A 13,027-nucleotide genomic window follows, 5' to 3' on the forward strand; every position below is an offset into this window, starting at 1 on the left:
TGCTGAACGCGTACAGTCGGCCACTAGGCGACGCTCGCCAGGAGGGACGCTCCGCCATTCAAACGGCGGCTGCAGACATGCGGATTCAACCGGTCGATGCAACACACTATGACTGCGCGAGCACAAGGAGTGTTGCAGATGAAGCAGCGACGCCGAATCTTTACACCGAGGCCCAGAAAGCGCTGATGTGGGAGCGCTGGCAGAAGGGTGAATCCGTCCAGCCTATTGCCCAGCTTTTTGACCGGAACCACTCATCGGTACAAGGGATTCTGGCTGAGAGCTGTCTGCCGACCGCCGCTCAACGATTTCGGACATTAGTACGCGACTTTATGCCTCGATGCGAGTGTCCTGAACGTCTTGGCCTACGCTGAGCCCAATGCGCATCTCTAAAAAATGGAGCATCTGCTGTTGCGTGTAGGCGGCTACCTACCGATCGAAGTCTCCCTTGCACCCAGTAATTCAATCAGGCGTCTCACGGAAGGGGCCGTAGTTTCCCTCCGGTGCACGACGACTGCATGTTCCTTGCGTGGTGCGTGCAGTGTCCCGGGATTCAACTCGCGAACAGGAGGATAAGGTGTCGCGCTATATGGAATGCTGGTAAGGTCTAGTCCGCCAGATCGCCGCACTGACAGCGTTGCTGGCGTTGTCGTTTCTGTCCAACGGGGCGGCACGCATTTCTTCCCACGACCGCTGCCAGACCCAACTCCGTCGCCGTTGGGCAATCGGTTATGCGTCAGCCCACTTCCATGACCCGGCCGCAGCGGGCGAATGACGCTTCCTGGCGTGCGCCGTGAAAGGGCGGGGCTTTTCCACTAGATGAAAGCTCCAGCCGGAAGCAACCGAAGTAGTCGTGTAGATAACGAAGCAGTTGAAGTCTTCGGTGAAGCGTGTCACGAATTGGTGAGAGCGCGAGTGTGCAGGCCGTAACGCGAGTAAGGTGCGCCATTACAAACTGGCACGAGGTAGTCGATGAACGTTCGATACAGCGAAAGTCTAGCAAACCTCGCTGACCTGTTTTTCTCGGTCGTCATCGCCAACTACAACTACGGGGGTTTTGTTGGCCAAGCCATCGAAAGCGCCCTGACACAGGATTGGCCCAACGTGGAAGTCATCGTCGTCGACGACGGCTCGACCGACAACTCCGCGGATGTCATTCGTTCGTTTGGCGAAGAGATCGCGGCCATCTTCAAAGAGAACGGTGGCCAGCGGGAAGCCAACAACGTAGGCTTCGAAAGGAGCGCGGGTGACGTCGTCATCTTCCTCGATGCGGATGACGTGCTGGTGCCGGGCGCGCTGCGCTCGATCGCTTCGGTATGGCGACCCGGCCTCAGCAAGGTGCAGGTGTTGATGCAGCGAGTCGACGCACAGAGGCGTCCCATACGAAACGTGATTCCGAAGATTCGACACGTGATTCCGAAGATCCCGCCGCGACTGTCGTCGGAGGCGATTCGTCACTGGGCTTACAAAACTTCGGAGTATCCCACGCCGCCGGGCTCGGGAAACGCTTGGGCACGCAGCTTCCTCGAAAGGATCTTTCCACTGGACGCGAGTTGCGATTCATTCACGGATTCGACATGCATCGCCATGGCGCCCTACATCGGCGATGTCGAGACGATTGCCGCTCCTTTGGTGCTCTATCGCATGCATGGTGCCAACCATAGCGCCATGAGTGCGAACACGAGCAACTTCAATCGCGAGATATCGCGTGCGCTCAAACGTCACCATGCGGCGTGCAAAGCCTGCACAATAACCGGCCGACCGCCGCCGCCGCTTAGCACCCTGTTCTCGGGGCCCCATCTGCTTCAATTGCGGGTTGCATCGTTGCGCCTGACACCGGAAGAGCATCCGCTCCCCGGCGACAGCCGCGGCCGCGCCCTGCGCGACGCGTTATGCATTCCCTTTCGCGCAAGTTTCGAGCGTCCCGGCTTTCGCTTCCTGATTGCGGGATGGAGTATCGCCGCCTTGCTCGCGCCGAAGAGCATTGCGAGCACGCTCATCAGCCGCCGATTTATTTGAACGTGCATTTCAGTCCCGCGGATCGCCTCCTGCCACTGCCAGCGTGAGGGTGCCTGCAGCGCGACAACGTGAAGACCAGATTCTATGGCTTGAAGGGTCCGCGTTTTCAGACTGCGTCACCAAGGCCGTGGAGCTTCATCGCAAGGTGCCGTTTGTCTGCTGCATCGGATGGGACATCACGGTTGACATTGATGCTGCCAGTAATCACAGGTCCGAGTGCGGGCATGAACGCTTTCTCGCTATCCATTAGCGGGCGTCTGCTGACGAGCCCGCGGGCGCGGTCATACTGGATGGGAGCGGCGTCCTCAAGCTGTCCGGCTGACTATCGTGCGCACCAATGTTATGTGGGAAAACCAAAGTAATGAAGAAGACGAGAATTTCGATCATTCTGTTCGTGTTGGCCGTGCTCAGCCCGCTGGCGCATGCGAGCCTGGCTACAGCTGCCCACGAGTTCAAGAACGATGTCAAGACGGCAGGAAAGAAGAGCGGGCATGCTGCGCGCGATGCCGCGCATGCGGTCCGCCACGGTACGAAGCAGGCCGCCCATGCCGTTGCCGATGCAACAAGGCACGGCTATCACGCGACGAAAAAGTTCGTGACAGGGCATGGATAAGGGTCGCTTCGCGGCAACTGAGACGGGGACTGCGGATCCAGAGCGCACAGCAGGCTGCTCGTGTCATGGACGATCGCACTCTTAGCTGAGTCGGTATCAACTGCGACAGCGCGGTCGTTCTGCCGCCAATCTGTGATGTCCAGACCGTGGCCGGCGCTTGCCTAGGCCCTCAATGGTTTGACTTACTCATAGGTCAGAAACATAGCGGACAGACGGATGTCTGAAGAAGGAGCGCACGAGCGTTGGGTTCCGTCCAATTTGTGCAAGCTGCTCGTGAATTCGCGGCCCCAGCTTTTCACCTTTTTGCAAAGGGCGTCGCGCGACTCCGGTGCGCTTGACGTGACTCCACACCAGTTCATCAGGATTGAGGTCGGGCGCGTAACCCGGCAGGAAGTGCAAGGTCAGTTTGCCCTGGGTGCTTGCGACGTAGTCCTTGACGACAGCTTTCTTGTGCGCGGGCAATCCGTCGACAATCAGATGAACTGCCTTGCGGCGATTGAACATCAGCTTCCTGAGCAACGTCACGAACAGCTCGCCGGTAAGCCCACCTTCGTACGTTGCAAACCAGAAGGCCCCTTTCGAGTTGACGGCGGACGCCGCGCTCATGCTTTGCCTCTGGCCCGGGCGTTCAACGACTGGCGTTACGCCGCGTTGCGCCCAGGTCCTGCCATGCACCGAGTCAGCCCGAAAGCCCGACTCGTCCCAGAAGAAGATGTCGGCATTTTCCTCGCGGGCCTGTCTGGCAATGGCCGGATACGTGTCGCGCTGCCAGCACTCGATCGCCACCGGATCTCGTTGGTAAGCGCGCTGCAATGGCTTTTGGGGCGTGAGCTTCAAGCGTGCCAGTATCGCGCCAATGGATGCCATGCTCAACGTGACATCGAAGTCTCGCCGCACCAGTTCCCGAACCAGGTTGCGCGTCCACAGGCCGAAGTCAAATCCATACTGCATTGGATTCTTGCCATTGATCCAGCGCAGCACCTGCTGTTCTTGTGCAGGCGTGAGCTTGCGAGGGCGGCCCGTGCCTTTGGTCGAGAGCAGCACACGCATACCACGGCCGCGACCGCGCGCCTGAGCCCGGATCTTGTATGCCCACGAGCGATGCATCGCAAACGATGCCGCAACATCATTCGGATGCTCTCCTTCGGCCATGCGTTGAACCGCCAGGATGCGCATCTCTTCAAGCGTGTTATGAGCAAGGCTCCGACCGTCTCGTTTCATGGGGAATCCTGTCAGTAACTCTCGCTCAAGCATAGACCATATGTCCGCTAAATTCCTGACCTATGAGTAATCAATCAGACTGTGCCGGAATCGATCGCGCGTGGTAACTCATTTGCAACGGGAGGGCCGTATCGGTCAGTCACGCCTGCCGGCTTTTGCAGGTGAGCCGCTCTGGCTACTATGCGCACCGGAGCGCCGCGCCGAGCGCGAAGAGGTTGCAGGAAAAGACGCACGTCAAGGCAGCATTCGCCGCGAGCGGCGCGAGCTATGGTAGCCGCCGCGTGATGCATGCACTGCGGGAGCAAGGGCTACGAATCGGTCGTTACCGGGTGCGTACGCTAATGCGCGAAGCGCGCCTGCGCACGAGTTGGAAGCGCAAGTTCATCCCGACGACCGACAGCAGACATACGCTACCTTTGCCAGAGAACACCTCAAAATGGAGCGTGTGTGGCAGCGTCAGTACGCCAACCACGACGAGGCTCGGCGCGATATCAACCCGTACATCGTCGCTTTCTACAATCCGGTGCGCTTGCACTCCACACTGGGCTATCTGTCGCCCGCCGCCTACGAGGCGAGACCGACAGCGAAAGAAACTATCTGCCTGTCCGAAATTAGTTGACCGCTACCCAGGACTTATTGCGCCCCACTCAACAGCGATGAATATGCAAAATTTTAGGCGACACAATTAACTGCAAGTTCCCAAGTACTCGCGGCGTGCCTATTGGGGGAAACAAGAGTACGTTCGATTCGGTCACGCGATCTGGTTTTGTCGCAATAGCGATGCTGCGGTAAAGTGCAGGTTGCCAAAACTTTGCTTGTGCCCACGATGAAGAAGACCGCAACACCACAAATGGCCCTTGCTGCTGGCGTTGCCAAGGTGCTGCAGCGGTTGCACTATCCGCTGGACGTGATGTTGTTGTGCGTGCGGTGGTATGTGGCCTATTCGCTAAGTCTTCGGAATCTTGAGGAGATGATGGCTGAGCGCGCCATTGGCGTGGATCATTCAACAGTGCATCGTTGGGTCATCAAGTTGGTGCCTTTGTTCGAAAAGACATTTCGCAAGCACAAGCGCCCGGTGGGCAGGAGTTGGCGCATGGATAAAAGTTATATCAAGGTCAAAGGCTCGTGGAAATATCTTTATCGCGCCGTGGACAAGGCGGGCAACACCATCGGCTTTCTGTTTAGAGCCAAGCGGGACAAGGCTGCTGCCCGGCGGTTTTTTGAAAAGGCAATGGGTCAGAACGGCTCGCCCGAGACGGTGACCATCGACAAGAGCGGTTCCAATCTGGCAGCGCTTCATGCGGTGAATGCCGAGCGCGAGACGCCCATCAAGATTCGTCAAGTCAAGTATTTGAACAACGTGGTCGAACAGGACCATCGGGCCATCAAACGCATCACTCGGCCGATGCAGGGGTTCAAGGACTTTGACTGCGCTCGCGTTATTCTCAGTGGCATTGAGACCATGCACATGATCAAGAAAGGGCAAATGAAATGCCGGGGTAAAATCCCGCTGTCCGCTGCGCAGCAGTTCTACTCGCTCGTTTCATAAGGTATCCTTTGGATATCGCATTTTCTCGTCCCTCCCGTCTTACTGCGACACAACCTTCCGGCGGTGCTGGGGCTACTCTGATGCGTGTTCGTATGCCGGGATCGGCATGGTCAAAATGGTTATGGCTGATAGGTCGAGTTTGGCGGGTGGCTATCGTAGTCATCAGCCTTTCACTCTATCAGGGCGTTTGACAAAAGGGGCGACACAGTACGTTAAGGCGATGCCGGCACCCACCGCGGGACAGGGTCAAGTTCTCTCACAGATCCCCGAGACCTGTTCCGGTCGACATCCGGTCATGTCAGGTTCCAAGACTGGCCCTGAACACGCGCGAACATGCCCGCCCATGCGTCATCATCTGGTTCGATGCGGAACGTCGTCGGGGAAAGGATACGGTGCATGCGGGCCCGGCCATTCAGGCGCCGGCGGTCCACTGAACGCGTCGCATCCGGCTAAGCTGCCCAGCAGCATGCAGGTGAGCAACACAACCCCAAGCCGCCAAAACCTCGCTCGAGCGCCCATCTTACACCTCCTCGCACACCGCCCGCTCTACTGATTGGACCGGCAACCATGCCCGGGGTTGCACTGCGACGGCCCTGTTTGTATCACGCCCAAAGTGCTCGACGACGTTATGCTCAGGTGGACGACAGTTCTGACGCCACCCGATCGTGCCTGCGATCTTCCTCGTCGTGCCGCTGGCGCGATTCAAGCAGCCGGAACACGGCAACCGCATGGTCAAGCGCGCCCGCCTGATCTTCGAGCGACGCCGCCTCCGCGCGGCCTGCTCGACCAGCGCGGCATTCTCGCTGGGTCGCATTGTCCATCTGCGTGACTCGCGGTGAGGTGGCGCAATGCAACCGTCTCTTCGCTGTACATTTTTTCGAGCGCGGCGTTGACCGTCTTGAGACCCCCGACCGCCGCGGCGATCACGAACACCAATGCGGCCGCGTAGCCGGCGATCGTCACTGCCAGGGCGGTGCGGATGGTGGTATTTCTGAACATGGTAGTCGTCCTCGACCCGCGGAACAGAAAAAAGCGGCGACCGGATTTTTATCCGGCGCCGCAGAAAGGAGCACTGTTCGTCGATGAATCAGCCAAGAGGAGTGGCTTCCAGAATCAGAAGCGGGTGCGAACACCCGTCGTCAGTTCAAGCTGGTTGGTCGCACCAAATGTGGTTCCGACCGTATAGCCGCCATGCAGCCTCATGTAGTCGCCGGCCAGATACACTTCGGTACGCTTCGACAGGTGATAGAAAGCCGACCAGTACAGCGTTTCCTTGTAGCCGTTGTGGAGACCCGACGTCGGATCGAAAGCACCGAGGTTCGCGTTCGGGATGTCGCCGTCGCTGTTGTACGCGGCATTGTGCACGCGCATCTGCTGGTAACCGAGTTGGTAGTCGAACGGTCCCCTTGGCGACAGCTTGAGCGATACCGTCCATGCGTTATCCTGGCGCTGGCCGAGCGCTCCCTGATTGCCCAGGTAACGGAAGTAACCGGCGTTGGCACGCAGGATGCCGAACGTATAGTTGCCGCCGACCGAATACGACTGGTTCGTGAAACCGACGCGATTCACGTGGCTATAGAAGCCCGACACGTTGAACGGGCCGCCGTTGTAGCCAAGCGCTGCCTGGTAGCTGGAGTTGGTGCCGAAGCTCGTGCTGTTACCGAATGCGTAGCCGGCACTGGCAAAGATGCCGTTGCTGAACAGCTTCTTCCACGCGAGACCATTGGTGTAACGGGTGCCCGTCGCACTGGCCGCATAGAAAATCATCTGCTTGAAGTTGTTTACATTGGTCCAGCCGCCCTCTTCGGTGGTCAGTTGGGCCGAACCATACGGATCACCGTAGATCGCCGACGCGTCACGCGCAATCGTGTTCTGGAACCCTGCCGTAAACTTGCCGAACGTCTCGTTCTGGATGCCGACCCACGCGTCACGATCGAAGATCTGGCCCGGATCTTCCATCTGCCCGTTCGCGACGACGAATTCACTCTCGAGCCGGAAAATGATCTTCGAGCCGCCACCGATGTCCTCCGCACCCTTCATGCCCCAGCGACTGCCGCTGAACCACGGTTCGCCGCCGATACCCATGCCGATGACGTGATTGCCGTTCGCGTCGGCATGCGTCTGGTAGGTCGGCACGCTCAGGTCCATCAGGCCATAAAGCTGCACGCTCGACTGCGCGTGGGCCGCGGTCGCGCCAAGTGCACTGGCCGCGATAGCCAGCGTAAGATATTTTTTCTTCAAGATCGTCTCCTCTGATTGCTGCGTTGAAAAATTAATTTTCTGCTCACGGCTGCTGCAACCCGTCCGTCCAGGTATGTGAATCTGGTATGCGATGGACGCAATCCTAGTTACCCAAATCCTTCACGATCCTTTCCCGTATCATTCGTACAACTAAGTGAATACACTGATATACGTAATGACGGTTCATGCCCATTACTCGGGATCCTTTTGCCGCAGGATGTAGCCCAGACCCCGCAGCGTCATGATCTGCGCGCTGCACTTCGCGAGATGTTTGCGCAAGCGGTGAATATAGATGTCGATGGCGTCCGCACTCGGCTCATCGTCAAGACCGAACACACTTTCCATCAGAATGGTCTTCGAGACCGTTTTACCCTGTCGCAACATGAGCGTTTCGAGGACAGTGTGCTCGCGACGCCGCAACGCCAGGGGTGCGTCGTGGTGACGGAACTCCCGCGTATCGGAGATGTACTGGAGATCGCCACAGGTCAGGCATGACGACATGCCACCCGATTGACGGCGGATCAGCGCCTTGATACGCGCGACCAGCTCGCGTGCGTCGAACGGCTTGACAACGTAGTCGTCGGCACCTGTACTGAAACAGTCGACCTTGTCCCCGGTCGAACCGTGCGCCGTCAGCATCAACACCGGCACGGTGTCGCCGCGGCGGCGTAGCCGTGCCAGTACCTCCCTGCCGTCCATTCGTGGCAACCGAAGATCCAGCAGCACCACGTCATAACGTTGCGTCCTTAGCACCTCATCCGCGCGTTCACCGTCAGGGACACAATCGACCGCGAAGTTCTCCTGGCGCAACAGATTGACAATCCAGTGCGCAAGCTCAATGTTGTCTTCCACCAGTAGTAACTTCATCGCGTTGTCCTCAATCACGCCGCCTCGGCAGGCGGACGCTGACCACAAGGCCGGCACGCTCCACAGCCGGTTTCAATGCGACCGATCCGCCATGTGAATGCGCGATTTCGCGCACGATCGACAGGCCGAGACCCGTTCCCTCGGCGTCAGTCGCCCCGCGGTAGAAACGTTCAAACACCTGGGCGCGCGCCTCCGCCGGAATGCCTGGACCATTGTCGATAACCTGCAGTACAACCTCGTCGTCTTCCTCCCGGCAAGTTGCGGTAACCCGCCCGCCTTCGTGTGTGTAGCGGATGGCGTTATCAACCAGATTCGTCACGAGCGCCGTCAATAGCGTCGCGCTGCCCGTGACGCACGCCGTTTCGCCGAGCTCGGCGCCGAGATCAATCTGGCGCCGCTGTGCGGCCGCCACGAGCTCTTCCAGTACACACGACACAATAGCGACCAGGTCAACCTTGACGGGTGTGCGATCGGGCGGTGACGACTCCGCCTGGGCCAATAGCAGCAGCTGGTTGGTCATCTCGGTCATCTTTCCGCTGCTGCGACGTATGCCCGCCAGCGCATCTGCCAGCAGTGGCCCGCAATGCCTGCACGGGTGGGCACACTGGATCTGCGCCCCGAGCAGCGCAAGGGGAGTACGCAACTGGTGCGCGGCGTCCGCAATGAACTTTCGCTGTGTGGTCGCATGCAGTTTCAGGCGCGCGATACACTGATTGATTGCGTCGACGACAGGGCGCAACTCGGAAGGCAGGCGCTCGATCCGGATAGGCTCGAGTCGCAACGCGTCGCGATCGGCCACGTCATCCTTCAGTCTGATGAGCGGTCGCAACTCGAAGGTCAGCCCCAGCAGCGCCAGTGCTACCACAAGCGCCAGCATTAGCCCCTGCCGGACTAACTGGGGACGCCACAGGGTCAGCAGAATGGCCTGGTACGATGCCTGCGTTTTGGCCACAATAACTGTGACCGGTTCAGTTGCGCCAGAATCGTATAGCTCCCGCTCATAGGCGACCGCGCGAATCGGCTGACCATCAAGCGCCGTATCGTAAAACAGGGGGCGCGGCGTTGCATGTGCAGGAAGAGCCAGGTTGGGATTGCCGCCGAGCAGTCCCGCACTACCCTTGACGACCCTGTAGAACACCTGGTCCTGGTAGGGCGACTCGAACATCTCGAGCGCTGCGGGCGGAATCCTGGCAATCAGTACGCCATCTTCCCAGTTAACTTCCTCGCCGATGATGCGCGCAGACGCGAGCAATGCATTGTCCTGCAGAAGGCCTGCAGTCTCGCGCGCCGCTTCATACGACATCAGGCCGGTGACGAATACAAACACCGCAACCGGAACCAGCAGCCACCCGAGCAGCCGTGCACGCAGGCTATGCATCATCGTGGACCCCCCGGGCATGTTCCGCGCCTGCCGCGCCTGCGATGAGCACTGGCCATTTCGTCTCCCCTGGCTGACCGCAAATGCAACGTTCGCTTCCTGGCGCTCAGAACGCAGCAGGTCTCCATTTCAGGAGGCGCTTTTCCAGCGTGGTAAGCAGATAGTCCGCCGTAAGGGCGACCACCGCGAGCACGATCATCGCTGCAAAAACCCCACTGGCGTTGAATGCACCCTGAGCAGTCGATATCAGCAGGCCAATGCCCTGTTTCGAGCCGAGGAACTCGCCAACCACCGCGCCAACGAGGGCGAAGCCGAAGCTCACATGGAGGCTTGCGAGAATCCACGACAGTGCCGATGGAATCACGACTGAGGTGGTCAACTGGCGCCTGGATGCGCCCAAGATCTGCGCGTTCGCAATCATGTAGCGGTCAGCTTCCCGTACCCCCTGGAAGGCGTTGCCGAACACGACGAAGAAAACCATGACGACGGCCAGTGCCACTTTCGACGCCATGCCAAGGCCAAGCGCAATGACGAACACTGAGCCGAGGACAACCCGCGGAATTGAATTCGCGATCTGGATGTAGAGGCTGAACACATCGGAGAGCAGTTTGTTGCGACCGAGCACAACCCCGCAGACGATGCCGCCAACCGACCCGATCAGAAACCCAAGGAACGTTTCCTCAAGCGTGACCCAGACCTGCACCAGTAGCGGGCCTTGCGACGTGCCGTTTACGAACCAGTCGACGATCTGCTGGAAGATCAGCGACGGCATCGAGAAGAAGAACGGATCGATCCACTTCGTCCGCCCGCCGATTTCCCATCCGCCGAGCACAACCACCAGAACGAGGACACGCAAGCCGATGATCAGCGCGTGCCGTTGGCGCAGCCGTCGCTGCGCAATTCGCTCAACTGCGGCGAGTGAGATAGCGTCGATGCCTGCTTCCGCCATGTTTTCAGAGGTGCCCATGATTGTCTTTTGAGCCAGAGTTTTTGTCATGCGATACGTACTTCTTCACGCAGGTCGTGCCAGATATCGCGCGAAATCTCGATGAAACGCGGGTCGTAGCGAACTTCCGACGTCACGCGCGGACGTGGCAGATCAATTTCATAGACCTTTTTCAGCGTCGCTGGCCGCGCACTCAGCACGAACACCCGGTCGGCCAGCGCAATGGCTTCTTCGAGATCGTGCGTGACGAACACCACCGAGCCCGCATTGGCCGACCACAACTGCAACAGTTCATCCTGCATCAGCGTGCGGGTCTGCATGTCCAGCGCTGAGAATGGCTCGTCCATCAGCAGGATTTCCGGCTTGTTGATGAAAGTCTGCGCGAGCGCGACGCGCTTGCGCATGCCGCCCGACAGTTGATGCGGATAGTGCTTGCCGAACTTTTCGAGCCCGACGCGGCGCAACCATTCGTTCGCCTCGTCGTGCGCGGCGGACTTTGAGCGGCCACGATACAGAGGGCCCGCTGCAACGTTATCGAGCACCGAGCGCCAGGGGAACACTGCATCGGCCTGAAACACGAAGCCGATGCGTGGATCAATGCCGTCAACCGGTGCGCCCATCACACGCACTTCTCCGGTGGTCGGCTTGAGCAGCCCGGTGATCATGCTGAGCGTGGTCGATTTGCCACAACCGGTCGGTCCCACCACCGCGACGAACTCGCCTTTTGCCACGGCCATGCTGAAGTTGCGCAACGCAACTGTCGCCCTGCCATCGGGGCTGATAAAGCGACATGACACCGAGCGAAACTCGATGACCGGCGCGTTCTGGGAAGCAACGTGGTTCATTCAGTACATCCATGGGAATTAAGCGGAGCCGCATGGGCGGCACCGCACGTGCAACGGAGCCGGACGGCGCCCGTTGCACAAACGCTCCGGGCGCGGCAGCAACCTATTTCGAGCTGACAAACTCGTTGGTGTAGGTTTTGCGCAGTTCGACATGCTTGCCTTTGACCGACGGATTGAACGCCGAGAGCACCTTGAGTACGGTCGCCGGGCCGTCAGCTGGCATCTTGCCGTCGACGGTGTACATCGGCAGCGACGCCTTCAGGGCGCTCACGTAAAGCGGCTTGTCTTTCTGGTAGTCGTCGGGCATCTTCGCCGCGATCTCTTCCGCACTATGCGTGTGGATGAACTGCATCGTGCGAACGAAGGCATGCGCGAGCCTGGCCGCTTCCGCCTTGTGCGAATCAGCCCATGCGGCCTGCACGTAGAGGCTCGACGCGGGATAGGTGCCGCCCAGCGCCGCCTTCGTGCCCTCGACCGAGCGCATATCGACGAGCACCTTCGCCTCGCCCGATTTGAGCAATGCGGATATGGTGGGCTCCGTCGTCATGCCGGCGTCGATACGGTTCTGCTTGATTGCCGCGATGAAACTGGCATCAGCCCCCACCGGTAGCATCGTGTACTCGTTCGACTGGATGCCGTGCTGACCCGCGAGGTATTGTGTGAGGAAGCTCGTGGATGAGCCCAGTCCAGTCACACCCAGCGTTTTGCCCTTCACATCGGCCATCGATTTGACCGTGTCGGCAGCTTTGGTCGAGACCATTTCGACTTCGCCCGGCACCTGGCCGAACACGACAATCGCCTTGACGTCCTTGCCCTTGGTCTGCAGATCGATCGTGTGGTCGTAGAAACCCACGACAGCCTGGACGGCGCCGGCCAGCAGTTCGTTCTCTGCGTCGACACCGGCAGGCTGCGACAGCAGTTCAACGTCAAGCCCCTCGTCCTTGAAGTAGCCAAGCTGTTCAGTCAGGCGTGCCGGCAGATAGATCAGCTTCGTGATGCCGCCCACCATGATCGTGATCTTCCCGCTGTCGGCGGCCGTTGCATGCTGCGAGGCAAGACCAAACAGCAGGCAGCAGGCGCCAGCAATGTGACGGAACGCAGTGATTTTCGGTTGCATCGATAGTCTCCGTTATTGTCGGCACGCGAAGTGCTGCCTGTCTGCATCGATGGCGCGATTATGGAAGAGCGAATCCTTCGGCCGGCTTTCGCGGCAAAGTCTTTTTATTAGGGGATTTCCATGAGACGGCCGTCGCCGGACGCGAAGCGCGGCCACCTTACGTCTGGGCCGATCTTTCGCCGCCTGATTCAAGAGAGACTGATCCCAGGCATGGAAAACACCGATCAAAACTCA

Annotated in this window: 12 protein-coding genes and 1 pseudogene; 5 read left to right on the forward strand and 8 right to left on the reverse strand. The window is 59.2% G+C overall.

Features of this window, described 5'->3' with window-relative positions; genetic code table 11:
• Positions 1 to 969 precede the first annotated feature (969 nt).
• Both B0G69_RS18505 and B0G69_RS18510 read left to right on the forward strand, forming a co-directional pair.
• Positions 970 to 2,016 carry a glycosyltransferase family 2 protein gene (locus tag B0G69_RS18505; RefSeq protein WP_121319898.1) on the forward strand — a complete coding sequence of 349 codons (1,047 nt, stop codon included), beginning with the start codon at positions 970 to 972 and terminating at the stop codon, positions 2,014 to 2,016.
• 361 nt (positions 2,017 to 2,377) lie between these two features.
• Positions 2,378 to 2,629, forward strand: a complete 252-nt coding sequence (locus tag B0G69_RS18510; protein WP_121319900.1) for a hypothetical protein — start codon at positions 2,378 to 2,380, stop codon at positions 2,627 to 2,629.
• Positions 2,630 to 2,815: 186 nt separating this feature from the next.
• Here the strand turns inward: B0G69_RS18510 and B0G69_RS18515 are convergent, their stop codons facing one another.
• Positions 2,816 to 3,850: an IS630 family transposase gene (locus B0G69_RS18515; protein WP_199731291.1), complete on the reverse strand. Its 1,035-nt coding sequence runs from the start codon at positions 3,848 to 3,850 to the stop codon at positions 2,816 to 2,818.
• Positions 3,851 to 4,217: 367 nt separating this feature from the next.
• Here B0G69_RS18515 and B0G69_RS18525 point away from each other — a divergent pair, with 367 nt between their 5' ends.
• The 3 genes from B0G69_RS18525 (at position 4,218) to B0G69_RS41430 (ending at position 6,238) form a co-directional block, all read left to right on the forward strand.
• Positions 4,218 to 4,469 (forward strand): IS3 family transposase, encoded by a 252-nt coding sequence (locus B0G69_RS18525; protein WP_121319904.1) that lies wholly within the window; start codon positions 4,218 to 4,220, stop codon positions 4,467 to 4,469.
• 231 nt (positions 4,470 to 4,700) lie between these two features.
• On the forward strand, positions 4,701 to 5,399 hold the full coding sequence (locus B0G69_RS18530) for an IS6 family transposase (RefSeq protein WP_121319906.1): 699 nt from the start codon (positions 4,701 to 4,703) through the stop codon (positions 5,397 to 5,399).
• Positions 5,400 to 6,064: 665 nt separating this feature from the next.
• The gene (locus B0G69_RS41430; protein WP_199731433.1) at positions 6,065 to 6,238 is read left to right on the forward strand and encodes a hypothetical protein; all 174 of its coding nucleotides are present in this window, start codon (positions 6,065 to 6,067) and stop codon (positions 6,236 to 6,238) included.
• 46 nt (positions 6,239 to 6,284) lie between these two features.
• On the opposite strand, the pseudogene B0G69_RS18535 reads toward B0G69_RS41430, so the two are convergent.
• The 7 genes and pseudogenes from B0G69_RS18535 to B0G69_RS18565 all read right to left on the reverse strand — a co-directional run.
• A pseudogene (locus B0G69_RS18535) lies at positions 6,285 to 6,398 on the reverse strand (hypothetical protein); the annotation flags it as partial.
• Between the two features lie 114 nt (positions 6,399 to 6,512).
• Entirely contained in the window at positions 6,513 to 7,640 is a 1,128-nt protein-coding gene (locus tag B0G69_RS18540) for a porin (RefSeq protein WP_121319908.1), read from the reverse strand.
• Positions 7,641 to 7,832: 192 nt separating this feature from the next.
• Positions 7,833 to 8,507 (reverse strand): response regulator, encoded by a 675-nt coding sequence (locus tag B0G69_RS18545; protein WP_121319910.1) that lies wholly within the window; start codon positions 8,505 to 8,507, stop codon positions 7,833 to 7,835.
• Positions 8,508 to 8,517: 10 nt separating this feature from the next.
• Positions 8,518 to 9,888 carry a sensor histidine kinase gene (locus B0G69_RS18550; RefSeq protein ID WP_121323761.1) on the reverse strand — a complete coding sequence of 457 codons (1,371 nt, stop codon included), beginning with the start codon at positions 9,886 to 9,888 and terminating at the stop codon, positions 8,518 to 8,520.
• 103 nt (positions 9,889 to 9,991) lie between these two features.
• Positions 9,992 to 10,834: an ABC transporter permease gene (locus B0G69_RS18555; RefSeq protein WP_199731385.1), complete on the reverse strand. Its 843-nt coding sequence runs from the start codon at positions 10,832 to 10,834 to the stop codon at positions 9,992 to 9,994.
• A gap of 44 nt (positions 10,835 to 10,878) precedes the next feature.
• The gene (locus B0G69_RS18560) at positions 10,879 to 11,676 is read right to left on the reverse strand and encodes an ABC transporter ATP-binding protein (RefSeq protein ID WP_121319914.1); all 798 of its coding nucleotides are present in this window, start codon (positions 11,674 to 11,676) and stop codon (positions 10,879 to 10,881) included.
• A gap of 103 nt (positions 11,677 to 11,779) precedes the next feature.
• Positions 11,780 to 12,793, reverse strand: coding sequence for an ABC transporter substrate-binding protein (locus B0G69_RS18565; RefSeq protein WP_121319916.1), 1,014 nt, complete (start codon positions 12,791 to 12,793; stop codon positions 11,780 to 11,782).
• Positions 12,794 to 13,027 lie beyond the last annotated feature (234 nt).

The organism is Paraburkholderia sp. RAU2J (genome assembly GCF_003634845.1).
GTDB lineage: Bacteria > Pseudomonadota > Gammaproteobacteria > Burkholderiales > Burkholderiaceae > Paraburkholderia > Paraburkholderia fynbosensis.